The sequence below is a fragment of the Paraburkholderia denitrificans genome (assembly GCF_042655705.1).
Classification (GTDB): domain Bacteria; phylum Pseudomonadota; class Gammaproteobacteria; order Burkholderiales; family Burkholderiaceae; genus Paraburkholderia; species Paraburkholderia denitrificans.
In genome coordinates, this window is the sequence record NZ_JBHSMP010000036.1 from 1 (window position 1) to 23159 (window position 23159).

Below are 23159 nucleotides of genomic sequence, written 5' to 3' on the forward strand. Positions count from 1 at the left end.
GCGCGAACCCAGTTATCACCTGGTGCCTGGACTCACGCCTCACCTCAAATCCGACGCACTCCTAGGAATCGATATGACCGACACGACTAGTGCTGCCAACCGCGCAATGCACGCGTTCGTCGAACGCCCCGCGCTGATGCTGCGCGCGGAAAACGTGCGCAAGACCTTCACGCTGCACGGCCAGGGAGGCATCGGCATCGAAGCGCTCGCGGGCGTCTCGCTCGAGGTCGAGCGCGGCGAATGCGTCGTGCTTGTCGGGCCGTCCGGCGCGGGCAAGAGCACGCTGCTGCGCTGCCTCTACGGCAACTATCTCGCGAGCGGCGGCTCGATTGCGATCCGCGACGACGACACCGCGCTGCAACACCTCGAAATCACCTGCGCCGCGCCACACGACGTGCTGCGTCTGCGCCGCAACGTGGTGGGCTACGTGAGCCAGTTCCTGCGCGTGATTCCGCGCGTCGCCACGCGCGATCTCGTCGCCGCGCCGCTCGTAGCGCGCGGCGTGGCGCAGGACGAAGCGTATGCGCGCGCCGAAACGCTGCTTGCGCGCCTGAACGTGCCGCAGCGGCTCTGGCCGCTTGCGCCCGCAACGTTCTCGGGCGGCGAACAGCAGCGCGTGAACATCGCTCGCGGACTCATCGCGCAGCACCGCGTGCTGCTGCTGGACGAGCCCACAGCGTCGCTCGACGCGGAAAACCGCGAGGCAGTGTCGCAATTGATCGTCGAAGCACGCGAGCACGGCGCGGCGATCGTCGGTGTCTTCCACGACGAAGACACACGTGAGCGCGTCGCGACGCGGCGCATGCCGCTCGCCGCCGCGCGCACGCAAACGCCGCTGGGCGAAGCCGCCTGAGCCTCTTCCCAGCGCTTGTTACCCGCGCTTGTTACCCGCGCCTGACTTGCGCCCTGATCTGATTACGGAGCCTGACGATGTTGATCACGAACGCCCGCATCGTGACGCGAGACGAAGTTTTCACCGGCACGCTGCGTGTCGATGGCAGCCGGATCGGCGAACTGTCGCGCGGCACGACCGCCGCCGCCGACGCTGAAGACTGGCACGGCGACTATCTGCTGCCGGGTCTCGTCGAACTGCACACCGACAACCTGGAAAAGCACCTCGCGCCGCGCCCCGGCGTGCACTGGAACACCGACGCCGCGTTCGTGATCCACGACGCGCAAATCGCCGCGGCGGGCATTACAACCGTGTTCGACGCCCTCGCCATCGGCACGCGGCTCGCCGTGGGCGTGCGCGGCCGCGACGTGCAGCTGGCGTGCTCCGAGGCGCTCCTGCGTTTCTCCCAGCGCGACCTGCTGCGCGCCGAGCACTTCCTGCACCTGCGCTGCGAAATCGCGACCGAGGACGTGATCGAACTTTTCGACACGCTGAGCGAGCACCCGCTCCTGCGACTCGCCTCGGTGATGGACCACACGCCGGGCCAGCGCCAGTGGCACGACCGCGAGCAGTGGCGCCGCTTCCAGGAGCGCCACGGCAAGTGGACCGATGAGCAGGCCGCGACGGCACTGGCCGAACTCGCTGACGAGCAAAAGCGCTTCGCCGACGACCACCGCCGCGAAATCGTCGAGCGCTGCCGGGTGCGCCGCATTCCTCTCGCGAGTCACGACGACACACTGGTCGAACATGTCGAGCAGGCCGCCGCCGAAGGCATGGTGCTCGCCGAATTCCCGACCACGCGCCTCGCCGCGGCGCAGGCGAAAAAGCGCAGCATCGCGACGATCATGGGTGCGCCGAACGTGGTGCGCGGCGGCTCGCACTCGGGCAACGTGTCGGCGCTGGAACTGGCCGAGGCGGGTCTGCTCGACATCCTGTCGTCGGATTACGTGCCGTCGAGCCTGCTCGCGGCGGCCTTCGACCTCGTTGCCAAGGCGGGCTGGACGCTGCCGCGCGCCGTGGCGACGGTCTCGCACGAACCCGCGCGCGCGGCCGGGCTGACCGACCGGGGCGCAATCGAGCCCGGGCTGCGGGCCGACTTCGTGCGCGTGGTGATGCTCGATTCGCTGCCGGTGCCGCGCGAGACCTACCGCGCGGGCAAGCGGGTGGTCTGAGCGGCGCGCGCGCCGCGCTGCAAAAGCGTGCCGGACAGCCCGCGCGGCCAACGGCACGCCATCGTTTTTATTTCATATTCCATACAGAATCTTTCGGCACGGCAGCGGCGCTGCGCGGATTGTCGCACCGGCGCATCACGGCCCGCGCATCGCAAACCCGCACCGGCGTTTCGGGCGCGCCTCGCGACTGCCGCAAAGGCCCGTCCGGCAGTGTTTTCCGGCCCCTGCGCCTCCTTACCGAACGTTCGGTAACACGCGACCGCACGCACTATCTCGTATTACACTAGCGACGTCACAATTTTGACCTGGTAATCTTGGCGTGCCGCTGGCAATACCGGTGGCGGATCTGACCAGAATTGGGACGCAAACCGCGCCTGATAATTGCACTGCGGCGCCCACAACGCACGCGGTGCACCATGAACCATACCGAGGAGTACACATAGTGAAGAAACTGCTTGCCGCCCTGTCGGTTGCCCTGCTGGCCGTATCGGCCGGTGCTGCCCATGCGAAGGACTGGTCCACCGTGCGCTTCGGCGTCGACGCCAGCTACGCGCCGTTCGAATCCAAAGCACCGGATGGCAAGCTGGTCGGCTTCGACATCGACCTCGGAAACGAAATCTGCAAGCGCCTGAACGCGAAGTGCGTGTGGGTCGAGCAGGATTTCGACGGCATCATCCCGGCCCTGAAGGCGAAGAAGTTCGATGGCGCCCTCTCGTCGATGACCATCACGCCGGAGCGCGAGCAACAGATCGCCTTCTCGGCCAAGCTGTTCAACACGCCGACGCGCCTCGTGGCGAAGAAGGGTTCCAACCTGCAGGCAACGGCTGACGCGCTCAAGGGCAAGTCGGTGGGCGTCGAGCAAGGCACAATCCAGGAAACCTACGCCAAGGCAAACTGGGCACCAAAGGGCGTGAACGTGGTTCCCTACCAGAACCAGGATCAGGTCTACGCCGACCTGCTGTCGGGCCGTCTGGACGCAGCGCTGCAAGACGAAGTGCAAGCCGACCTGGGCTTCCTGAAGACCCCGCGCGGCGCCGGCTTCGCGTTCGCCGGCAAGGAAATCCCGACGGGCTCCGCCGCTATCGGCCTGCGCAAGGAAGACGCCGACCTGAAGGCAAAGATCGACAAGGCTATCGCCGACATGATCAAGGACGGTACGTACAAGAAGCTCGCAGCCAAGTACTTCGACTTCGACGTCTACGGCAGCTAATTGCCCTGCGCCGCGCAGCGACGCCCGCGGGCGTCGCGAACGCGGCACACGAAAAAGCCCAGACTGCGGTCTGGGTTTTTTTTCGCCCTCGCGCCGTATCGTCATCGATCATTGAGGATTGGAAAACATCTTCGGATGCGCGGCGCGTGACTGCCTGATGGCAGCCGATGGCAAGCATGTCGCGCATCGAGCGCGCAGCGGCGAGGAGCCGCCCGGGTTCCGGCCTCAGATCGAATCCGCTAAGATCGGCCTACCGCTTTCATCGCGGGAATCGCTGGATCCGAACTCAACTTCAATGCGCGCCGCGGCATCCCGTGACGCGCTCAGATCATGCAAACCCATCACCATCCGTTGATCGCGCCCGCACTCGGCACCGAGCGGCACATCACGAGCTTCCACTACGGCACGGGCGGCGCTCAAAAGGTCTACGTTCAATCGTCGCTGCATGCCGACGAGCTGCCCGGCATGCTGGCCGCGTGGGTCCTGCGCCGCAAGCTCGCCGAACTCGAAGCGGCGGGCCGCATCCGCGGCGAAATCGTCGTCGTCCCGGTCGCGAATCCGATCGGCCTTGGGCAGCACTGGCTCGGTCATCTCACCGGACGGTTCGAATCAAATACGGCGCAGAACTTCAACCGCAATTTCCACAACCTCGCGGCGCTCGTGCTGCCGGTGATCGAGGAACGCCTCGGTGCCGACGCCGACGCGAACCGAAACGCCATTCGCGCGGCCATGGGCGAAGCGCTGGCCGCACAGAAGCCGAAGACCGAGCTGGATTCGCAGCGCCTCGCGCTGCAGCGGCTGTCCTTCGATGCCGACATCGTGCTCGACCTGCATTGCGACTGGGAAGCCGCGCTGCACATCTACACGAACCCGGAACTGTGGCCCGACGTCGAACCGCTCGCGCGCTATCTGGACGCCAAGGCGTCGCTGCTCGCGCTGAATTCAGTCGGCAATCCGTTCGACGAGATCCACAGCTTCTGCTGGAGCGAACTGCGCGAGCGCTTCGGCAAGCGCCATCCGATTCCGCTCGGCTCGATCTCGGTGACCGTGGAGCTGCGCAGCCAGCGCGACGTGTCATATGAATTCGCCGAACGCGATGCGCAGGGCATCGTCGATTATCTGGTCCATCGCGGCGTGATCGAAGGCGAGGCGCCGCCGCTGCCGCCGCTCGCGTATCCGGCCACGCCGCTCGCCGGTACGGAGCCGCTTGTCGCACCCGCAACGGGCGTGATCGTATTTCGCGCCGAGCACGGCACGTGGATCGAGGCAGGCGCGCCAGTCGCCGACATCGTGAACCCCCTGACCGACGAAGTGATCACGCTACGCAGCAGCGTGAGCGGCGTGATGTACGCGCGGCACAGCACGCGCTTCGCCACGGCCGGAGCGGAGATCGCACGGATCGCAGGCGCGCGCCCGATTCGCAGCGGCGCGCTGCTCTCGCTCTAATCCGGCGCGAGCCCGGCTCATGCGGAACGTATGAGCCGGGCGCATAACCACGACAGCCGGACCCAGTTGACGCTTGCTCTGCATCACTCACGTTCTCGAACGAGCGTCGGCCGATATGAGCTACATCAAAATCTCGGCAACGATCTTTAATTCGTGTTGTTGATAAATCACATCGGCCTGTCTTAATCGACCAATAGACGCAGATAAATCTCGCAGCCCAAAGGCTGCCTGCCAGGCATATTCCAAAAAGATATATCCCCCCGGCTTCTCATCCGCGATCCTCAACAATCCGCATCGGCCCCGGGTACGAATACCATTCCTGAACAAATATCAATTCCAGGGACCTGCTGTCGTATCGACACCACAGTAAAGCAACAAATTCCCTACGTACTCCCTCTGTCATATTAAATTCTGCAGCGTGGAATAAATTGCGCGCCACGGATGACCTTGTCCGAACGAGACGAGGCACTCGTATCTTTCCTTAATCCGGAGAACAAGTCTTGTATAAGAAAATCCTGACCACCGCGGTTCTCGCCGCTATCGCGAGCGCAGCCCAAGCACAAAGCAGCGTGACGCTGTATGGCTTGATCGATGCCGGTATCACGTACACGAACAACCAGAGCGGCCACAGCGCCTGGCAACTTCGCAGCGCCACGGTCAACGGCAGCCGCTTCGGCCTGCGCGGCACTGAAGACCTCGGCGGCGGCCTGAAGGCGATCTTCACGTTGGAGAACGGCTTCAGCATCAACAACGGCACGTTCGGCCAGTCGAGCCGCATGTTCGGCCGTCAGGCATTCGTCGGTCTCACAAGCGACCAGTTCGGCGCCGTGACCCTCGGCCGTCAATACGACAGCGTCGTTGACTACGTCGCACCGCTGACGCTCACGGGCGGCCAATACGGCGGCACGATCGCTGCTCACCCGTTCGACAACGACAACCTGAACAACTCGGTCCGTTTCAACAACACGGTCAAGTACACGAGCATCGACGTTTCGGGCTTCAAGTTCGGCGCAACGTACTCGTTCTCGAACAGCACCCAGTTCGCGAACAACCGTGCATACAGCTTCGGCGCAACGTATAACTACGGTCCCCTGAAGCTTGCAGCCGGCTACCTCCAGCTGAACAACGACATCACGTCGGCCTCGTTCGCCAACAACGTCACTAATGGGAGCAGCTTCACGGGTTCGGGCGGCGCAGGCGCGCAAACCGGCGAATGGACGTTCCTGGCAGGCCGTCAGCGCACGTTCGGCGGCGGCTTGAGCTACGCGTTCGGCCCGGCAACGGCTGGCCTCGTGTACACGCAGACGAACCTGTCGGATGCAGCCGGCGGCGGCATTTCGGGTACGCAATCGGGCAGGGGCAACGCAACGAGTGGCGGCATCGCCTTCGGCGCGAACAGCGCCCGCTTCCAGAACATCGAAGCCAACGTCCGTTACGCTCTGACCCCGGCCCTGACGCTGGCTGGCGCATACACGTACACCCGCTCGGACCTCGGCGCAGGCGTGAACCCGAACTTCAACACGGTTTCGCTGCAGTCGGACTACCTGCTCTCGAAGCGCACCGACGTGTACCTGCAAGGCGACTGGCAACACGTGTCGGCAACGGGTGGCCGGATCCACGCGTTCATGAACGGCGAAAGCTCGGCTTCGTCGACGCAAAGCCAGGTTGCTGTGACGGTCGGTATGCGTCACCGCTTCTAAGAAGCACCCTGCTGGCAGTTTTGCAGCTGAAAAAGGCGCCGCTTGCGGCGCCTTTTTTTATTGCGGCTGGCTCTGCCCGGCCCCGGCCCGGTGTGACCGCTAGCCCATGTCGAGGGGCTTCACGCGCCAGATATCGCTCGCGTATTCAGAGATCGCGCGATCCGACGAAAACTGGCCCACGCCCGCAACGTTCTCGATTGCGCTCGCCGTCCACCCCGCGACGTCGACGAACCGGCGGTCGACTTCCTCCTGCGCCGCGATGAACGCAGCAAAATCGGCCATCACGAGGTAGTGGTCGCCCCAGTCCACGAGCGAGTGAAAAATATCCAGGAAGCGCGCAGGGTCGCCAGGCGAGAAAAAGCCCGTGCGAATCTGGTCGAGCGCCGTACGCAGCTCCGCGTTGTCCTCGTAGATCTGGCGCGGCCGATAGCCCGACGCGCGCAGTGCGTCGACCTGATCCGACGTGTGGCCGAAGATGAAGATATGCTCCGGTCCCACCGATTCGCCGATCTCGATGTTCGCACCATCCAGCGTGCCGATCGTCAGCGCGCCGTTTAGCGCGAGCTTCATGTTGCCGGTGCCCGACGCCTCGGTGCCCGCAGTCGAGATCTGCTCGGAAAGATCGGCAGCCGGAATCATCAGTTCTGCCACGCTTACGCCGTAATTCGGCACGAACACCACCTTGAGCCGTCCGCCCACCGCGGGATCGCTGTTGACCTTCTCAGCCACGTCGTTGATGAGCTTGATGATCGTCTTCGCCATGCGGTACGCGGACGCCGCCTTGCCCGCGAACAGCACCACGCGCGGCACCCAGTCGCTTTGCGGGTTCTCGCGGATGCGGTTGTAGCGCACGATCACGTGCAGCACGTTGAGCAACTGGCGCTTGTATTCGTGAATGCGCTTGACCTGCATGTCGAAGAGCGCGTCGGGATCGAACGCGATGCCCGTGCGCTGCGTGAGCCGCTGCACCAGACGCACCTTGTTGCAGCGCTTGGCGGCGTGAAAGGCGGCTTCGAACGCGGCGTCGCCGCGCAGATTGCGCAACCCGCGCAGTTCGAGCAGATCGCGCCGCCAGTTCGTGCCGACGCTCTCGTCGATGAGCCGGGCGAGCGGCGGATTCGCCTGCGCGAGCCAGCGGCGCGGCGTGATGCCGTTCGTGACGTTCGTGAAGCGCTCGGGATAGAGCCGCGCAAAATCGGCAAAGATATCGCGCTGCATGAGTTGCGAATGCAGCTTTGAAACGCCGTTGACCGTGTGGCTCGCGACGATCGCCAGATACGCCATGCGCACGCGCCGGTGGCCGAATTCGTCGACGAGCGAGATGCGGCGGATCAGGTCGAGATCGTGCGCGCCCTGATCGCTCGCTTCGGTGAGAAACGCCGCGTTGATATCGAAGATGATCTGCAGATGCCGCGGCAGCAATCGCGCCAATAGTTCGAGATCCCAGGTTTCAAGCGCTTCGGGCATCAGCGTGTGATTGGTGTACGAGAACACGCGCCGGATATGGCCCATCGCCTCGGCCCACGGCAGATGGTGGACATCCACGAGCAGACGGAGCAGCTCGGGGATCGCCAGCACCGGGTGCGTATCGTTCAGATGCACCGCGACTTTCTCGGAGAAGCGCCCGAACGTGCTGTGCGTGCGCAGATAGCGGCGGATCAGATCCTGCATCGTCGCGGACACGAAGAAATATTCCTGACGCAGACGCAGTTCGCGGCCCGCCATCGTCGAATCGTCGGGATAGAGCAGGCGCGAGACGTTCTCCGATTCGTTGCGCGTCTCCACCGCGCCCTGATAGTCGCCCTTGTTGAACGCCGAGAGATCGAGTTCCTCGTCCGCACGCGCGGACCACAGGCGCAGCGTATTGGTGGCGTCGGTTGCGTAGCCCGGGATCACCGTGTCGTAGGCCATCGCGTTGACGTGCTGGGTGTCGATCCATTCGACGTGGTCGTCGCGCTGCACGGTGCGTCCGCCGAAGTGCACCGGATACTGCACCTCGGGCCGCGGAAACTCCCACGGATTGCCGGCGTGCAGCCAGTAATCGGGCGCCTCGACCTGCTCGCCGTTGACGATCCGTTGCCGGAACATGCCGTAGTCGTAGCGAATGCCGTAGCCAAAACCGGGAATGCCGAGCGTCGCCATCGAATCGAGGAAACACGCGGCCAGACGTCCGAGGCCGCCGTTGCCGAGCGCGGCGTCCGGTTCGAGATCGATCAGCGATTCCATGTCGATGCCGACGTCGGCCAGCGCCTCTTTCATCTGATCGTAGATGCCGAGCGCGAGCAGCGCATTGGAGAACGTCCGGCCGATCAGAAATTCCATCGACAGGTAATAGACGCGTTTAGCGTCCTGATCGTACTGGCGGCGCGTGGTGACCATCCAGCGCTGGACGAGACGATCGCGCACGGCGAGCGCCGCGGCGTGCAGCCAGTCCTGCGGACGGGCCGTGACGGCGTCCTTGCCGACGCCGTACATCAAGCGGTTCGAGATAGAGCGGCGCAGTGCGTCGGCGCTGCTCTGCAACTGGTCGAATTCCAGACCGACTGTCATCGAAGCCTCCCGGAAATGCGGCGCACTCGCCGCGCGTTCTGGGGCTGCGCGTGCAAAGCGCCCGGGCGCAACGCCGGGGCCGAAACGCAGATCAGTTTGCAGAGTAGGACATTTTTGCGCCGCTTGCGGCAGCACGGCATGGCGTGCGGCGGCGGGTGCCGTGCCGCCGAGGCGTTATCGCGCGAAATACGCCTTCACGGCCTCGACAAACGTATTGATATCCGCCGCCGACAAATCGAGGTGCGTCACGAATCGCGACGCGTAAAGCATCTGCGTGAGCACCCCGCGCTCCTTGAGCCACGCTTCGAGCGGCGCGCAGTGTTCCTGCGGGAACTGCGCGAACACCATGTTCGTCGCCTGCGACATGACTTTCACTTGCGCGATTTGCGCGAGACCGGCTGCAAGGCGGGCTGCGTTGGCGTGATCGTCGGCGAGCCGCGCGACGTTGTGATCGAGCGCGTAGAGGCAGGCCGCCGCCAGCACGCCCGACTGACGCATGCCGCCGCCGAGCACCTTGCGCCAGCGGTGCGCGACGTCAATCACGGCCCGGCTGCCGACCAGCACCGAACCCACCGGCGCGCCCAGCCCCTTCGAAAAGCAGATCGACACCGAATCGAAACCCGCGCAGAGCGCCGCGAGCGGCTGGCCCGAAGCGACGACGGCGTTGAACACGCGGGCGCCGTCGAGGTGCGTCGAGAGTCCGCGCGCGTGGGCGAGCCGGGTTGCCTCGGCGACATACGCCGCCGGCAACACCTTGCCGCCGATCGTGTTCTCGAGCGCGAGCAGGCGCGTGCGCGCGAAGTGATCGTCGAGCGGCTTGATCGCGGCGGCGATGCGTTCGAGCGCAATCGTGCCGTCTTCGGCATTGTCGAGCGGCTGCGGCTGAATGCTGCCGAGGACCGCCGCGCCGCCGCCTTCGTATTTGTACGTGTGCGCCGCCTGGCCGACGATATATTCGTCGCCGCGCGCACAGTGCGCCATCAGGGCGGCGAGGTTGCTCTGCGTGCCGCTCGGGAAGAACAGGCCCGCCTCCTTGCCCGCTTCCTCCGCGAGGCGCGCCTGCAGGCGCAGGACAGTCGGGTCGTCGCCCCAGACGTCATCGCCGGTTTCGGCGCGGGTCATGGCGGCGAGCATGCCTTCGCTCGGGCGGGTAACGGTGTCGCTACGCAGATCGATCATGCGATGAAGTCCTCCTGGTTGGCGCTTGCGCGATGGCGCACGCGCACCGGTTTGCGCGCGCCGCCTAGCGAGGCAGCAGCGGCAACGGATCGACCGGCTTGCCGTTGCTGCGCACCTCGAACTGCACGCTGGCGACGCCGTGGGTGTCGACGCCCATTTCGGCAATCGGCTGGCCTTGCGTGACGGCCTCGTCTTCCTTCACGAGCAGCTTGCCGTTGTGGCCGTAGGCGGTCACGACCGAATCGTTGTGCTTGATGATGACGAGCGGCCCATAGGCCTCGATGCCCGTGCCCGCGTAGACCACGCGGCCCGCCGCGGCGGCCTTGACCGGTTCGCCCGCCACGCCGCCGATCACGATGCCGCTGGCCTTGCCGGGCACGAACTTCTGCAGCAGCGGCCCGTAAACCGGCCAGGCGAGCGTGAGAGACGGCGGGACGGGCGCGGGCATGGCGACACCCGCCGCCGCGGGCGCTGAAGAAGGCGGCTGCTGCGCGGAGGGCGCGTAACTCGGCGGCGGCGCTACGCGCAGCACCTGGCCGGGCACCACGCTTGCGTTGAGCGGCAACTGGTTCCAGCTTGCGATGTCCTGCGGACGCTGGCCGAAGGCCGCGGCGACGCGCGCGAGCGTATCGCCGGGATTGACGCGATAGTAACCGGCGGGAACGCCGCCGGTCGAAGTCGGGACGGGTCTGCCAACCGTTTCGCCCCAGGGGGTAATCGTGCAGGCGCTCATCAGGAGCGTCAGGGCAGCCAGTGCGACCCCTGCTGCCACTGCCGCCGCTCCTGACATTGCGTCCGGGTTTCGCCGGTGTCGATTCATGTTGCAGTACCTCGCTTGTGCCTCGCTTGCGCCTGGCTACGTACACTGGGCGCCACGTACATTCGATGTGCTTCGGTTCGCAAGCGTTCGCTGACGCGCTACGCCTCGCGAAAAAGGAGGGCCGGAAAAAACGGGCGAACCATTATATCGTCCGATGCGAAACGCACCGCGCGAAGCGGGCAGCACTCACTTCCGGCAACGCTCGCCTATACTGCGTCGTGCCGCACCATAAAAATAACGACAGATGTTTCGCTGGGACCCCGCATTCGTGAGGAATCCGAGGATGAACAAAGCCACCTTCCTTTCCGTGCAGCTCAGTGTCGAAGACATCGAAGCGTCGCCCGGCCTTGTCGAATTGCTGAACAACCACCTTGTCTTTGCGACTGACGTGGCCGAAGCGGCCGACGAACTGGTCCAGCATGCGAGCGTCGCACACCTGTCGGGCGGCGTCGAGGCGACCGTCGAAATTCCGGCCGTGGTGATCGAGCGTCTGCGCCAGTCGCTCGACACGCTGAGCGGCTACGACGAAACCTGGCTGTTCGCACTCGAGCCTGGCCGTGCGCTCTTCGACGACATCGCACGCCGCCCGCGCCTCCTGCACTGAGGCAGGGCCTGTGCCTGGCGCAAACAGACCCTGACCCGGAGTAGACGGCGCCCCAAACAAGAAAGCGCGGACCGGTTCTGGACCGGGCCGCGCTTGACTGCATGCTGCGGATACTGCCACTACTAATCCAACCTCTCAGAGACTTCAGCACTGCAACTTCTACTGCAACTGCAACTTCTACTGCCGGAACTGCAACTTCCACTGCTACTTCCACTGCAACTGCTACAGCTACCTCGACAGCAACTGCTACTTCAACCGCATAAATCTGTCACGACCCCAGCAACTGCACGTTCCATCTCCGGGGCCGGGGAGCCGCATGACGCGGCGCGCTGGCGTCGGGTTTCGGCGAAACGGCCTGGTGGCCGGCTTAGTGGCCGAAATACACCGACCCTGCCTTGGCCGGTCGTTGCGGCACAACCGGGTCGCCCGCCTGCGTCGTGCCGTCTGCCGGTGCGCCGAAGCCGCTGGTGTCGTTGCTGGCGAGCTTCTGCTCATGCACGCGCGCCTCGGCGGCCTCGATGTTTGCCGGATAGTTCAGATGGTCGGTCGCCGGGTTGTAGCCCGCGTGTTCGAGTTCCACCAGTTCCGCACGCACCTGGGCGCGCGTCAGGCCTTGCTGGTCCGGCTGCGCGAACGAAATGGCCGGAATGGCGAGCGCGGCGACAACCACAACCGCGGGAATGAGCTTCTTCATACGTAGACCTCCATGTGTTTTATCCAGGCTTCGAACGCCTTGTTCGTAAGCCGTTGAACACAGTCTAGGAGGCTTTTTTCTATAGGGAAAACCCTAATTAGTTGAAACACAATTTCATTTCAGGCAATAAAAAAGGCGAGTCGACGTGACTCGCCTTTCGATTCCAGCAAAAACCGTAACGCTAATATGGATTTCTACCGCGCGCCTGCGCGTGCCGTCCTCAAGCCCAATCAGCGTGAAAACTGCCCGGCTTGTCGATACGCTCGAACGTGTGTGCGCCGAAGAAGTCGCGCTGCGCCTGCACGAGGTTGGCCGGCAGGCGTTCGGAGCGATAGCCGTCGAAATAGGCAATCGCCGACGAGAACGTCGGCACCGGCACACCCGCCGACACGGCCTGGACCACCACCTCGCGCAACGCCGCCTCGTAGTTCGCGGCGATATCGCGGAAATAGGGGTCGAGCAAGAGGTTCGCGAGCTGCGGATCGTGCGCGTAGGCGTCCATGATCTTCTGCAGGAAGCGCGCGCGGATGATGCAGCCCGCACGGAAGATCTTCGCGATCGTGCCGTACTGCAGGTCCCACTTGTAGTCGTCGGAGGCCGCACGCAGTTGCGCAAAACCCTGCGCGTAGGAGATCACCTTGCTCAGGTACAGCGCGCGCCGCACCGCTTCGATGAACGCCGTGCGGTCCCCCGCAAACGGCTTCACTGACGGCGCCGACAGCACCTTGCTCGCCGCGACGCGTTGCGTCTTCAGCGACGAGAGCACGCGCGCGAACACCGACTCGGTGATGAGCGGCAGCGGCACGCCCAGATCGAGCGCATTCTGGCTCGTCCACTTGCCGGTGCCCTTCTGCGCGGCGCGGTCGAGGATCACGTCGACGAGATCCTTGCCCGTCTCCGCATCCTTCTTGCCGAAGATCCGCGAGGTGATGTCGATGAGATAACTGTCGAGTTCGCCCTGGTTCCACGCGGTGTAGACCTGGCCGAGTTCCTCGTTCGAGAGGCCGAGCACCTGCTTGAGCACGGCGTAGCTTTCGGCGATCAGCTGCATGTCGCCGTACTCGATGCCGTTATGAACCATCTTCACGAAGTGGCCCGCGCCGTCCGGGCCCATGTACGCGACGCACGGCGCGCCGTCCGGCGCCTTCGCCGCGATTTCGGTGAGGATCGGCGCGACCAGTTCGTAGGCATCGCGCGGGCCGCCCGGCATGATCGACGGCCCCTTGAGCGCGCCCTCCTCGCCGCCCGACACGCCCGTACCGATGAAATGCAGGCCCGCCTGCGCGAGTTCCTGGTTGCGGCGGATCGTATCGGTGAAATGCGTGTTGCCGCCGTCGATCAGGATGTCGCCCTCATCGAGCAGCGGCTTGAGCGACGCGATGGTGGCGTCGGTCGGCTCACCCGCCTTCACCATCATCAGGATACGGCGCGGCTTTTCCAGCGACTCGACGAACGCTTCCAGCGTATAGGCCGGTACGAGCTTGCGGTCGGGGAATTCGGCGATCAGTTCGTCGGTTTTCTCACGGGTGCGGTTGAAGACCGACACCGCATGACCCCGGCTCTCGATGTTGAGCGCCAGATTGCGGCCCATGACGGCCAGCCCCACGACACCGATTGCCTGCTTGCTCATGTTGTATCTCCACTTCGCTTTGACGGCGACGCCCAGGGCGCCAATCGTGCAAGGATAAGGGAAACGCCCAGGCGCTGCCTGTACCGAGTCACGGCGTGCCCGGACTCACCGCTTCCTGAAGACCAGACTGAAATTGTTCGCGGGCATCGGCACACGCTGCTCGCATAAAAAGCCTTGCGCTTGCGCGAGCGCTTCGACGGCTTCCATGTCGCGCACGCCCCATGCCGGATCGCGCTCGCGCAACTGGGCGTCGAATGCCTCGTTGCTCGGCGCCGTATGCGCGCCGCCGCGCCGGTACGGCCCGTAGAGCACGAGCGCGCCGCCCGCCGCGAGACGCTGGCCCGCGCCGTTCATGAGCGCGATCGCCGCCTCCCATGGCGCAATGTGAATCATGTTGATGCAGACGACCGCATCGGCCGCATCGATCGGCCACGGCTCGCGGCGCACGTCCAGATCAAGCGGCGCGAGCAGATTCGACAGACCCGTGTACTCGCGCCAGGCCAGGATCGAGGCACGCGCGAGCGGATCCGCATCGCTCGGCTGCCATTCGATATCGGGCAATGCCGCCGCGAAATGCACGGCGTGCTGGCCCGTGCCGCTCGCGATTTCGAGCACCTTGCCGCGAGCAGGCAGCGCACCGCGCAGGACTGCGAGGATCGGCGCGGCGTTGCGTTCGGCGGCTGACGCGAAAAGGCGCGCGCTGGAGTGCGGTTCGCTCATCGTTCGATGTCTGTATTCGTAGCGGTTCGGGGCGGTTCGCCGCCGTTTTCAGCCGTGTCGGGCCGCTGTCCGGCATGTTCCTCGTGTTCCTCATGTTCGGTAGAGCGCGGCAGCAAACGCGCGGCGAGCGCTTCGAGCATCGCGGCACACGACGCCTCGACCTTGAGCGCGAGCAGCGGATCGGCGCGCGTGCGTCCGAGGTTCACCGCCGCGACGGGCTTGCCGCGCTCCTGCGCCCAGGCGCAGAAACGATAGCCCGAGTAAACCATCAGCGACGAGCCGACGACGAGCACCGCATCGGCCGCATCGAGCGCAGCCGTTGCCGCCGCGACCCGTTCGCGCGGCACGTTCTCGCCGAAGAACACGACCGACGGCTTGAGCATGCCGCCGCACGCGGCGCACGCGGGCACGGCGAAGGGCAGGTTGCCGTCGAAATCGAGATGGGCGTCGCCATCCGCGGCGGGCGCGGCGAACGCACCCGCGACTTCGGGATTGTTCGCTTCGAGCAGCGGCTGGATCGACGCGCGCGTGTACTGCGCGCCACAAGCGAGGCAATGGACATGGCCGATGCTGCCGTGCAGTTCGATAACGCCGTGGCTGCCCGCGCGCTGATGCAGTCCGTCGACGTTCTGCGTGACGAGCGCCGACACGAAGCCCGCGGATTCGAGACGCGCGAGCGCGCGATGCGCGCCGTTCGGCTGCGCGAAGCCGACAGCCGGCCAGCCGAGCATGCTGCGCGCCCAGTAGCGGCGCCGCCAGGCTTCGGAGCCGGTGAATTCCTGCAACGTGATCGGCGGCGAGCGCTTCCACGCGCCGTTTTCGTCGCGATAACCGGGGATGCCCGAATCGGTGCTGATGCCCGCGCCGGTCAGCACGAACAGGCGCGGATGGCGCTCGACGAACGCGTGCAGCGCGTCGAGCGCATCGGACGCGGGAGCGGCGGGGGTCAGCAGGTCGGATTCGGTCATGGCGGGTTCGATTGCGCGCTCGGGCGGAAGCGGCGCGCTCAGCTCAGCTGGCCGGTTTGCGCGGTTGCCTCGGTGCCCGCTTTGACGTCTGTGTTGCGGCCTGCTTCGGGGTCTGTTTTGCAGCCTGCTTCGGGGCCTCTTTTGCGGCCTCTTTTGCAGCCTGCTTTGGAGCGCGCTTTGCAGACGGTTCACATCGGGTCAGAACCTTCGGCGTCGTGTCGCCCGCGGTTGCGCCCTCGGCCTCGCGTGCCGCCGCTTCACGGCGCGCGGCCTCGCGCACTTCCCATGCGGCGAGTTCGGCGCGCCAGGCGTTCAGCGCTTCGGCGTAGAAGTCGAAGACGCACGGATCGCAGCCGGAGCCGCAACAGGCATCGTCGTCGGGACGCATGGGAGGCTCGGGGCGCGGATCGTCCTCGGGCCGTGGAGGCAAAGACATGGGTATTCGGTCGTCGTGGCAGGTCGACGACCAGTATACGGGACGTGCCGCGGGCGCGTGCGATGCCGCACGGCCCGCCCGCAGCGGGCCGAACCGTGCATCGCAACCTCGGTATCAGGGATCGGCCACGGTTTTCCGACAGCATCGATGACATCGCCAGTCCCTGGCCATCTAACAATTCTCAACAATTGATGCTTCGTAATGCTGATAGAATGTTCGACGCTCCAGGCAGGAGCGCCCTCTCCAGATCGTTCACACGGATCAGCTTGCCGCACCGGATGCGCAAGCGATGCGCCGAAGATTCGCCCGCTATCGACGAAACAAGAACGATGGCCTGGCGAACGCTCACACCACGTTTAAAGAAAGTTTGAATACGAAGACACGCATACTTCCAGTTTTTTCGCACTACCGCGCTTCAATCCGGACTTTGACCCGGACTTCGCTCCGATCCGCCCTGCGCAGCGCGCTCGTCATGGCGACGCTGGCGCTGTGCGTGCCGCTCGCCCAAGCGGCCGACAGCGTGCTGTGGGTGGGCGACAGCCGTACCTACATCGGCAATCTTCCCGAGGTGTACAGGGCGTTGGTCAAGGCCGTAGACCGGCGCGACATCCGGGCCGACATGCTGGTGGAAACAGGTGGCGATCTGGACGAGCGCGTGCGCAGCCAGGCGCTTGCGCGCGAACTCAAAAAGCAGAGATTCGATGCCGTCATCCTGCAGGAGCGCGGCAACCTGGCGAGTTGCATGCTCGACAAATCCGTACGCAACGATGCGGGCTGCAAGGCCAGTGCCGCCGCCTTCGCGAACCTCGCGCGGATTGCCCGCGCCAACGGCTCCCGGGTCTACGTGATGGGCACGCACCAGGAGAGCCTCATGGATAACCGCATCGTCAACCGGGCCGAAGCCATCACGAGCGTGCGCATCAAGGCTGACGGGCACGTGCCGACCGGCATGGCCTACCTGATGGCGCAGCAGATCCAGCCCGGCTTCCGGTGGGTGATGGCCGGCGACGGTTTCCATCCCGATCGTGATCTCACGCTGCTGATGGCGGCCGTGACTTATCACGCCATCGAGAAAAAATGGCCGGAGCCGGTGGACGTTCCGCTGGCCTACCGGGCATTCGATCACAGCGTGAATTTCGGCGACGACGCATTGGGTTCGACCCAGAACACCCACATCGGGATGATTCGCGAAGTCGTGCCGGCCCGGCATCTGGCCGAAATCATCGAGGTCGGCAAAGCAACCATGAAGTGACGTCCAGAGAGTGCGCGTTCGCAGGTTCGCGCTCGCCGGCTGGCGAGGCACGCACTGCGCCCTGAACGCGACGCTCGTCTACCGTGGACGATGGCACCCCGCGCGGGAACGGTGCCCGTCTGCTTTTCCTCTCCCCCGCGCTGCAAGGCCCACCATGAACATCGACTTATACGGCACGCTCGTTGCCGCCTCACTCGTCCTGCTGCTCGGCGGGCGGCTCGTCACCGCGCTGCCGCTCTTGCGCCGCTGGACCATTCCAGAGCCGGTCGCCGGCGGTCTCGTCGTCGCGCTCATCCTGTTCGGGCTGCATTCCGGCGCGAACATCGACGTGAAGTTCGACACCCGCCTGCAAACGCCGCTCATGCTCGCCTTCTTCGCCACCATCGGCCTCAACGCGAATCTCTCGAGTCTGAAGATGGGCGGCCCAGTGCTCGTGCGCTTCCTCGCCGTGGTGATCGGGCTGCTCGTGCTGCAAAACGTGCTCGGCATCGGCATGTCGCTGTGGCTCGGCATCGATCCGCTCTTTGGTCTGCTCGGCGGCTCGATCACGCTGTCCGGCGGACACGGCACCGGCGCCGCGTGGGGCAGGGTCTTCAGCCAGAATCACGGCCTGTCTTCGGCCACGGAAGTCGCCATGGCGTGCGCCACGTTCGGGCTCGTCATGGGCGGCATTATCGGCGGGCCGGTCGCACAGCGGCTGCTCAACCGCATCGGCCACCGCGGCACGGCAGCCGGCGAAGCCGCCGCGCCCGACGCCTTCGCCTTCGAAGAACCGAATGCCGAACAGCCCACCACGCCCGCCGCATTCATCTACACGGTCACGCTCATCGCCATCAGTCTCGCCGCGGGCAGCACGATTTCGCATCTGCTTGCGGGCAGCGCGTTCGCATTGCCCACGTTCGTGTGCGTGCTGTTTGTCGGCGTGTTGCTCTCGAACGGGCTCGCGTACTTCGGCCGCCCGGTCGCCGAGCACGCGGTCGCGCTGATCGGCAACGTGAGCCTCGCGCTCTTTCTCGCGATGGCGCTCATGACGCTGCGCCTCTGGGATCTCAGCGCACTCGCGCTGCCGGTCTTCACGATCCTCGCCGCGCAGACGGTCCTCATGGTGCTCTACGCGATGTACGTCACGTTCCGCGCGATGGGCCGCGATTACAACGCAGCGGTGCTCGCCGCGGGTCACTGCGGCTTCGGCCTCGGCGCGACGCCCACCGCCATCGCGAACATGCAGGCGGTCACGGCGCGCTACGGCCACTCGCACGTCGCATTCCTCATCGTGCCGATGGTGGGCGCGTTCTTCATCGACGTCGTCAACGTCATCGTCATCAAGCTGTTTCTCGCGCTGCCGCTGTTCCACTGAAGGCCGCCGGGGCCGCCGTGCGTTTCGGATAGAATCAGTCGATTCGCCTCTCCGACGCGCACGCGGCCCGAACATGTCCCTTACCGCCTGGCTCTTCTTTCTTCCCGCGTGCTTCGCGCTCAACATGGCGCCGGGGCCGAACAACCTGCTGTCCATCAACGTGGCCGCACGCTACGGCTTCGCCCGCGCAGTGGTGGGCGGCATGGGACGGCTCGTGGCGTTCGCCGCGATGATCGCGCTCACCGCCGCGGGACTCGCGGTCGTGCTGCGCGCCTCCGAAACCTTCTTCCTGGTGATCAAGCTCGCGGGCGCCGCGTATCTGGTCTGGATCGCCATCCAGCTTTGGCGCAGCGATGCGGCGCCGGCCGGCATGACCCTCGAAGAAGACGCGTCGCTTGCGCGCATCGCGTGGCGCGAGTGCCTCGTGGCCGCGGGCAATCCGAAGGCGATCCTCGTTTTCACGGCGTTTCTGCCGCAATTCGTCAATGTGGCTAAACCCATGGGCCCGCAGTTCGCCGTGCTCGGCGCGAGTTTTCTCGTGCTCGAATGGATCGCCATTGCGCTCTACTCGCTCGCCGGTGTGTATCTCGGCCGCTGGCTCACGCGCCAGGCCGTGCGCCGCTGGTTCAATCGTTGCTGCGGCGCGTTTCTCGGCCTGATCGGCGTGAGTTTCCTGCTCGTGCGCCATCGCTGATCGCCACGCTCCATTCATAAGCTTTTGTTGATGGTTTTACCGACAAACTTTAACTGTCGTTAATCCACGCCTCCCCCTATGCTCGAACCATCGTCTGTCGATGCGGCGAGCGGCACGCTTTTTACCGCACGCTTTTTTTAAAGCATGTTCCGCGCGGCGACGGACAAGCGGTTTTCAACGTCACTGGGGTTTCAACATGAAGATCTGCATCTTTGGAGCGGGCGCGATAGGCGGCATGATGGGCGTGCAGCTCGCACGCGCGGGCGCCGACGTGAGTTTCATCGCGCGCGGCCCGCATCTCGCCGCCATGCGCGAGCACGGCGCGCGCCTTTTGATGGACGGCGAAGAATATGTCGCCGATGTGCGCTGCACCTCCGATCCGCGCGAACTCGGCGTGCAGGACGTCGTGATCATCACGCTCAAGGCGCATTCGGTGGCGGGCGTGATCGACGCCATGCAGCCGCTCATCGGCAAGCACACCGCCATCGTCACGGGCACGAACGGCATCCCTTATTGGTACTTCTATCGCCACGGCGGCCAGTTCGAGGGCACCCGGCTCGAAAGCATCGATCCGGACGGGTCGCAGTGGAATCGCCTCGGGCCCGAGCGCGCCATCGGCTGCGTGCTGTATCCGGCCGCCGAAATCGCCGCGCCCGGCGTGATCCGCCACGTGTACGGCAAGAAATTTCCGATCGGCGAGCCTTCGGGCGAGCGCACGCAGCGCATCGTGCAACTGCACGAGATCATGCAGGCCGCCGGGTTCGACGCGCCGATCCGCGAGAACATTCGCGACGAGATCTGGCTGAAGCTCTGGGGCAATCTCTGCTTCAACCCGATCAGCGCGCTCACGCACGGCACGCTCGACGTCATCACGAGCGATCCGGCCACCCGCAACGTCTCACGCACGATGATGCTGGAGGCCAAGCACATCGCCGAGAAGTTCGGCGTGCATTTCCGCGTGGACGTGGAGCGACGCATCGACGGCGCGGGCGCGGTGGGCGCGCACAAGACCTCGACGCTCGTCGACCTGGAAAACCGCAGGCCGATGGAAATCGATCCGCTCTTGACGGTCGTGCAGGAGATGGGCGTGCTCGTCGGCGAACCGACGCCCACCATCGACGTCGTGCTCGCCCTCGTCAAGCAGCGCGAACGCATGGCGCTGATGGCTGCGTGACGCCGCTGCGGTAACGGTGGCATAAACGAAAACGGACCACATCGTGGTCCGTTTTTTATTGCGCGAATATTGCGTGAAGCGAAACCGCATCGAATCGTCTAGCTCACGCTCGCCGGTTCATACGGTTGCGCGGACAACGACGTACACGCCGCCTCGCGCTTCGGCACGCCGGTTTGCGCGCCGCTCGACGCGTCCGCGGCGAACTGCGACCACGCAGCCTGAGCACACGGGCGCAGCGAACGATGGCGGCGGCGCACGAGCATCGTCGTCACATTGACGACCGGTTGCAGCACGCGCACCGCGAGCGAGCCCGCTGGCGCGGGCCAATGCCAGGCGGGATCGGCTGCATCGCGCGCCGCTATCGCGCCTGCGGACACGGGCAGCACGCCGATGCCGAGCCCAAGCTGCGCCATGCGCGCGACGCCCGCCGCGTGCGCGAACTCCTGCAGCGGCTTGCCTTCGGCACACAGCCCGGCCAGCACACGCACCACCGCATCACGGTAGCCCGCATCGCGATTGAGCGTGACAAGCGGCTCGCCCGCGAGATCGGCCCAGCGCAGCATGCCGTGCTGGGCGAGCGGGTGAAACGGCGGCAGCACCGCGCACAGCGGTGCCTCAGCGAGCGGCTGCACGTCGAGATTGCCGCATCCACCGGGCATGCCGGATACACCTGACGCAAGCGGCGGCGCGGCCTCGGCGATCACGCCGAAGTCCGCCTCGCCCTGCTCGACGGCCCGCAAAACGGCGGACTGCGGCAGATCCTCGAGCTGCAGCGTAAGCGACGGAAACGCAGCGGCGCAGCGCGCGAGCGCGGCAGGCACCCACGTCGACGACAACGCGGGATTGCTCGCCACGAGCACGACGCCGCTATGCGCCTGATTCGCTTCGCGCCCTTCGGCGAGCGCCATGTCGATTTCGTCGAGCAGTCGCCCGATGCGGCGCTCGAAGCCGCTGCCCGCGAGCGTGAGTTCGACGTTGCGCGTGGTGCGGTCGAACAGCTTCAACTCGACGGCCTCTTCGAGATCGCGCACGCAGCGGCTCACCGCCGACTGCGTGAGGCCGAACTCGCGCGCGGCGCGCGTGAAGCTGCGCGCCCGCGCGACCGCGACGAAGACCTTGAGTTGCTGGAGGGATACGTTCATCGCGTTTCCCGCGCCCTGTCTTATTCGCCGGTCTGATTGGACCACTGCGACAGGCCCGACGGCGCATCATCCGTGCGGGAAACCTGGTACGCGTCGCTTTGCTGCGTGAGCAGGCGGTGGCGCATCGGTGCGAGAACGAACTTGGCGCTGATACCCGCCGCAATCGTAATGATGGCGGCCACAACGAATACGGCGCTCCAGCCGCCCGTTGTCGAGAGGATCGACGCGATCGGCACGAGCAGCGATGCCGTGCCCTTCGCCGTGTACAGCGTGCCCGCATTGGCGGCGGCGAACTTGCTGCCGAAGGTATCGGCGCAGATCGCCGGGAAGATCGAGAAAATCTCGCCCCAGAACAGGAAGATGAGCGCGGCAAACGTCATGAACGCATAGGGGTTCGTGCCGAACCGCATCATGCCGAGCAGCGCAAGACCTTCGCCGACGAAAATGAAGAACATCGTGTTCTCACGGCCGATCTTGTCCGAAATAAAGCCACACAGCGGACGCGTGAAGCCGTTGCAGATGTTGTCGATCGAGAGCGTCAGCGTGAGCAGCGGCAGCGTCGCGCCGAACACGGTCATCGGCATTTTGGCGAGACCCCAGTCCTTGGCGATGGGGCCGATCTGGGCCGTCGCCATCAGGCCGCCCGCAGCGACGGCCACGAACGCGGCGTACATCACCCAGAACACCGGCTGCTTGATCATCTGCCCCGACGTGTAGTCGACGCGCGAGACGAGACGCCGTGGCGACGCGACGGTCGCGCGCGGCGCGGGCTTCACGAGCAGCAGCGCGAGCACGAAAATCGACACACCCTGCAGGATGCCGAAGAAAAAGAACGTGTGCTCGAAGCCCCGGCTCGCGATCATGTTCGCAATCGGAATCACGGTAACCGCTGCGCCCGCACCGAAGCCCGCAGCCGTGAGGCCCGCCGCGAGACCGCGACGATCCGGGAACCACTTGAGCGCATTACCGACGCACGTGCCATACACGCCGCCTGCGCCAATGCCCGCGACCGCGGACGAGACGTACAGCATCGGCAGCGTCGTCACGTACGAATTGAGGACCCACGAAAGGCCCGCGCAAACCGCGCCGACCGCCACGACCGGACGCGGACCGAACTTGTCGACCAGCCAGCCTTCGATCGGCACGAGCCAGGTCTCAGTCAGAATGAAGATCGAGAACGCCAGTTGAATCGACGCCACGCCCCACTGGTGCCGCGCGTGCATCGGCGCGACGAACAACGTCCATGCGTATTGCAGATTGGCCACGAGCGCCATGCACACCATGCCCACGACTAACTGAAACCAGCGGTTGGTCCAGAAGGGACCTGTCTCGCTCCTTTGACTGATTGCATTCATCTCGCTTGTCTCCACTTTCCATTCATGAGTGCCGGCGGAATTGCCGGCCTGCATAAATTGCTGCTTATAGTTTGCGATTGCGACCTGAAACTGCCTTTGATTCTTATTACACAGACAAAACCGATATTCGAATAAAAATCTGCCAACCCGCACGCGTTCGATTT

Annotated in this window: 20 protein-coding genes; 10 read left to right on the forward strand and 10 right to left on the reverse strand. The window is 65.1% G+C overall.

The window, feature by feature from the left end:
- The first annotated feature begins 73 nt into the window (after positions 1-73).
- The 5 genes from phnL (at position 74) to ACFPTO_RS21685 (ending at position 6420) form a co-directional block, all read left to right on the forward strand.
- Complete coding sequence (gene phnL, locus ACFPTO_RS21665) at positions 74-853, forward strand: phosphonate C-P lyase system protein PhnL (RefSeq protein ID WP_377714718.1); 780 nt, start codon at positions 74-76, stop codon at positions 851-853.
- 77 nt (positions 854-930) lie between these two features.
- Entirely contained in the window at positions 931-2064 is a 1134-nt protein-coding gene (locus ACFPTO_RS21670; RefSeq protein WP_377714581.1) for an alpha-D-ribose 1-methylphosphonate 5-triphosphate diphosphatase, read from the forward strand.
- Between the two features lie 442 nt (positions 2065-2506).
- The gene (locus ACFPTO_RS21675) at positions 2507-3274 is read left to right on the forward strand and encodes an ABC transporter substrate-binding protein (RefSeq protein WP_377714583.1); all 768 of its coding nucleotides are present in this window, start codon (positions 2507-2509) and stop codon (positions 3272-3274) included.
- A 330-nt stretch (positions 3275-3604) separates the two neighbouring features.
- Positions 3605-4720: a succinylglutamate desuccinylase/aspartoacylase family protein gene (locus tag ACFPTO_RS21680; protein ID WP_377714585.1), complete on the forward strand. Its 1116-nt coding sequence runs from the start codon at positions 3605-3607 to the stop codon at positions 4718-4720.
- A 500-nt stretch (positions 4721-5220) separates the two neighbouring features.
- Positions 5221-6420 (forward strand): porin, encoded by a 1200-nt coding sequence (locus ACFPTO_RS21685; protein WP_377714587.1) that lies wholly within the window; start codon positions 5221-5223, stop codon positions 6418-6420.
- A gap of 99 nt (positions 6421-6519) precedes the next feature.
- Here the strand turns inward: ACFPTO_RS21685 and ACFPTO_RS21690 are convergent, their stop codons facing one another.
- The 3 genes from ACFPTO_RS21690 to ACFPTO_RS21700 form a co-directional block, all read right to left on the reverse strand.
- Positions 6520-8970 (reverse strand): glycogen/starch/alpha-glucan phosphorylase, encoded by a 2451-nt coding sequence (locus ACFPTO_RS21690; protein WP_377714589.1) that lies wholly within the window; start codon positions 8968-8970, stop codon positions 6520-6522.
- Positions 8971-9144: 174 nt separating this feature from the next.
- Positions 9145-10149, reverse strand: a complete 1005-nt coding sequence (ltaE, locus tag ACFPTO_RS21695) for a low-specificity L-threonine aldolase (RefSeq protein ID WP_377714591.1) — start codon at positions 10147-10149, stop codon at positions 9145-9147.
- 64 nt (positions 10150-10213) lie between these two features.
- Positions 10214-10939, reverse strand: coding sequence for a peptidoglycan DD-metalloendopeptidase family protein (locus ACFPTO_RS21700; protein ID WP_377714720.1), 726 nt, complete (start codon positions 10937-10939; stop codon positions 10214-10216).
- Positions 10940-11252: 313 nt separating this feature from the next.
- Between ACFPTO_RS21700 and ACFPTO_RS21705 the strand changes: the two genes are divergently transcribed.
- On the forward strand, positions 11253-11573 hold the full coding sequence (locus ACFPTO_RS21705; protein ID WP_377714593.1) for a hypothetical protein: 321 nt from the start codon (positions 11253-11255) through the stop codon (positions 11571-11573).
- A 367-nt stretch (positions 11574-11940) separates the two neighbouring features.
- On the opposite strand, the gene ACFPTO_RS21710 is transcribed toward ACFPTO_RS21705, so the two are convergent.
- From ACFPTO_RS21710 to ACFPTO_RS21730, 5 genes are all read right to left on the reverse strand, one after another.
- Positions 11941-12267, reverse strand: a complete 327-nt coding sequence (locus tag ACFPTO_RS21710) for a DUF4148 domain-containing protein (RefSeq protein WP_377714595.1) — start codon at positions 12265-12267, stop codon at positions 11941-11943.
- A 220-nt stretch (positions 12268-12487) separates the two neighbouring features.
- On the reverse strand, positions 12488-13897 hold the full coding sequence (gndA, locus tag ACFPTO_RS21715) for an NADP-dependent phosphogluconate dehydrogenase (protein WP_377714597.1): 1410 nt from the start codon (positions 13895-13897) through the stop codon (positions 12488-12490).
- Positions 13898-14002: 105 nt separating this feature from the next.
- Positions 14003-14617, reverse strand: a complete 615-nt coding sequence (locus ACFPTO_RS21720) for a DUF938 domain-containing protein (RefSeq protein ID WP_377714599.1) — start codon at positions 14615-14617, stop codon at positions 14003-14005.
- Complete coding sequence (locus ACFPTO_RS21725) at positions 14614-15585, reverse strand: NAD-dependent protein deacetylase (protein ID WP_377714601.1); 972 nt, start codon at positions 15583-15585, stop codon at positions 14614-14616. Before ACFPTO_RS21725 ends, ACFPTO_RS21720 begins: the two co-directional genes overlap by 4 nt.
- Before the next feature lie 43 nt (positions 15586-15628).
- A complete protein-coding gene (locus ACFPTO_RS21730) occupies positions 15629-16021 on the reverse strand; it encodes an oxidoreductase-like domain-containing protein (RefSeq protein WP_377714603.1) in 393 nt (130 codons plus the stop codon).
- 472 nt (positions 16022-16493) lie between these two features.
- Between ACFPTO_RS21730 and ACFPTO_RS21735 the strand changes: the two genes are divergently transcribed.
- The 4 genes from ACFPTO_RS21735 (at position 16494) to ACFPTO_RS21750 (ending at position 20498) form a co-directional block, all read left to right on the forward strand.
- Entirely contained in the window at positions 16494-17273 is a 780-nt protein-coding gene (locus ACFPTO_RS21735) for a hypothetical protein (protein ID WP_377714605.1), read from the forward strand.
- A gap of 154 nt (positions 17274-17427) precedes the next feature.
- Positions 17428-18630 (forward strand): sodium/glutamate symporter, encoded by a 1203-nt coding sequence (gene gltS, locus ACFPTO_RS21740; protein ID WP_377714607.1) that lies wholly within the window; start codon positions 17428-17430, stop codon positions 18628-18630.
- 73 nt (positions 18631-18703) lie between these two features.
- Positions 18704-19324, forward strand: coding sequence for a LysE family translocator (locus tag ACFPTO_RS21745; RefSeq protein WP_377714609.1), 621 nt, complete (start codon positions 18704-18706; stop codon positions 19322-19324).
- Positions 19325-19520: 196 nt separating this feature from the next.
- Entirely contained in the window at positions 19521-20498 is a 978-nt protein-coding gene (locus ACFPTO_RS21750) for a 2-dehydropantoate 2-reductase (protein WP_377714611.1), read from the forward strand.
- Between the two features lie 98 nt (positions 20499-20596).
- Here ACFPTO_RS21750 and ACFPTO_RS21755 read toward each other — a convergent pair whose 3' ends face one another.
- Both ACFPTO_RS21755 and oxlT read right to left on the reverse strand, forming a co-directional pair.
- Positions 20597-21640: a LysR family transcriptional regulator gene (locus ACFPTO_RS21755; RefSeq protein WP_377714613.1), complete on the reverse strand. Its 1044-nt coding sequence runs from the start codon at positions 21638-21640 to the stop codon at positions 20597-20599.
- A gap of 20 nt (positions 21641-21660) precedes the next feature.
- Positions 21661-22995, reverse strand: a complete 1335-nt coding sequence (oxlT, locus tag ACFPTO_RS21760) for an oxalate/formate MFS antiporter (protein ID WP_377714615.1) — start codon at positions 22993-22995, stop codon at positions 21661-21663.
- Between the last annotated feature and the right edge of the window lie 164 nt (positions 22996-23159).

Excerpts from the sequence above, each read along its gene's own strand:
- phnL (WP_377714718.1), top strand. The coding sequence starts at position 74 with ATGACCGACACGACTAGTGCTGCCAACCGCGCAATGCACGCGTTCGTC.
- ACFPTO_RS21670 (WP_377714581.1), top strand. The coding sequence starts at position 931 with ATGTTGATCACGAACGCCCGCATCGTGACGCGAGACGAAGTTTTCACC.
- ACFPTO_RS21680 (WP_377714585.1), top strand. The coding sequence starts at position 3,605 with ATGCAAACCCATCACCATCCGTTGATCGCGCCCGCACTCGGCACCGAG.
- ACFPTO_RS21690 (WP_377714589.1), bottom strand. The coding sequence starts at position 8,970 with ATGACAGTCGGTCTGGAATTCGACCAGTTGCAGAGCAGCGCCGACGCA.
- ltaE (WP_377714591.1), bottom strand. The coding sequence starts at position 10,149 with ATGATCGATCTGCGTAGCGACACCGTTACCCGCCCGAGCGAAGGCATG.
- ACFPTO_RS21700 (WP_377714720.1), bottom strand. The coding sequence starts at position 10,939 with ATGTCAGGAGCGGCGGCAGTGGCAGCAGGGGTCGCACTGGCTGCCCTG.
- ACFPTO_RS21705 (WP_377714593.1), top strand. The coding sequence starts at position 11,253 with ATGAACAAAGCCACCTTCCTTTCCGTGCAGCTCAGTGTCGAAGACATC.
- ACFPTO_RS21710 (WP_377714595.1), bottom strand. The coding sequence starts at position 12,267 with ATGAAGAAGCTCATTCCCGCGGTTGTGGTTGTCGCCGCGCTCGCCATT.
- gndA (WP_377714597.1), bottom strand. The coding sequence starts at position 13,897 with ATGAGCAAGCAGGCAATCGGTGTCGTGGGGCTGGCCGTCATGGGCCGC.
- ACFPTO_RS21720 (WP_377714599.1), bottom strand. The coding sequence starts at position 14,617 with ATGAGCGAACCGCACTCCAGCGCGCGCCTTTTCGCGTCAGCCGCCGAA.
- ACFPTO_RS21725 (WP_377714601.1), bottom strand. The coding sequence starts at position 15,585 with ATGACCGAATCCGACCTGCTGACCCCCGCCGCTCCCGCGTCCGATGCG.
- ACFPTO_RS21730 (WP_377714603.1), bottom strand. The coding sequence starts at position 16,021 with ATGTCTTTGCCTCCACGGCCCGAGGACGATCCGCGCCCCGAGCCTCCC.
- ACFPTO_RS21735 (WP_377714605.1), top strand. The coding sequence starts at position 16,494 with ATGGCGACGCTGGCGCTGTGCGTGCCGCTCGCCCAAGCGGCCGACAGC.
- gltS (WP_377714607.1), top strand. The coding sequence starts at position 17,428 with ATGAACATCGACTTATACGGCACGCTCGTTGCCGCCTCACTCGTCCTG.
- ACFPTO_RS21745 (WP_377714609.1), top strand. The coding sequence starts at position 18,704 with ATGTCCCTTACCGCCTGGCTCTTCTTTCTTCCCGCGTGCTTCGCGCTC.
- ACFPTO_RS21750 (WP_377714611.1), top strand. The coding sequence starts at position 19,521 with ATGAAGATCTGCATCTTTGGAGCGGGCGCGATAGGCGGCATGATGGGC.
- ACFPTO_RS21755 (WP_377714613.1), bottom strand. The coding sequence starts at position 21,640 with ATGAACGTATCCCTCCAGCAACTCAAGGTCTTCGTCGCGGTCGCGCGG.
- oxlT (WP_377714615.1), bottom strand. The coding sequence starts at position 22,995 with ATGAATGCAATCAGTCAAAGGAGCGAGACAGGTCCCTTCTGGACCAAC.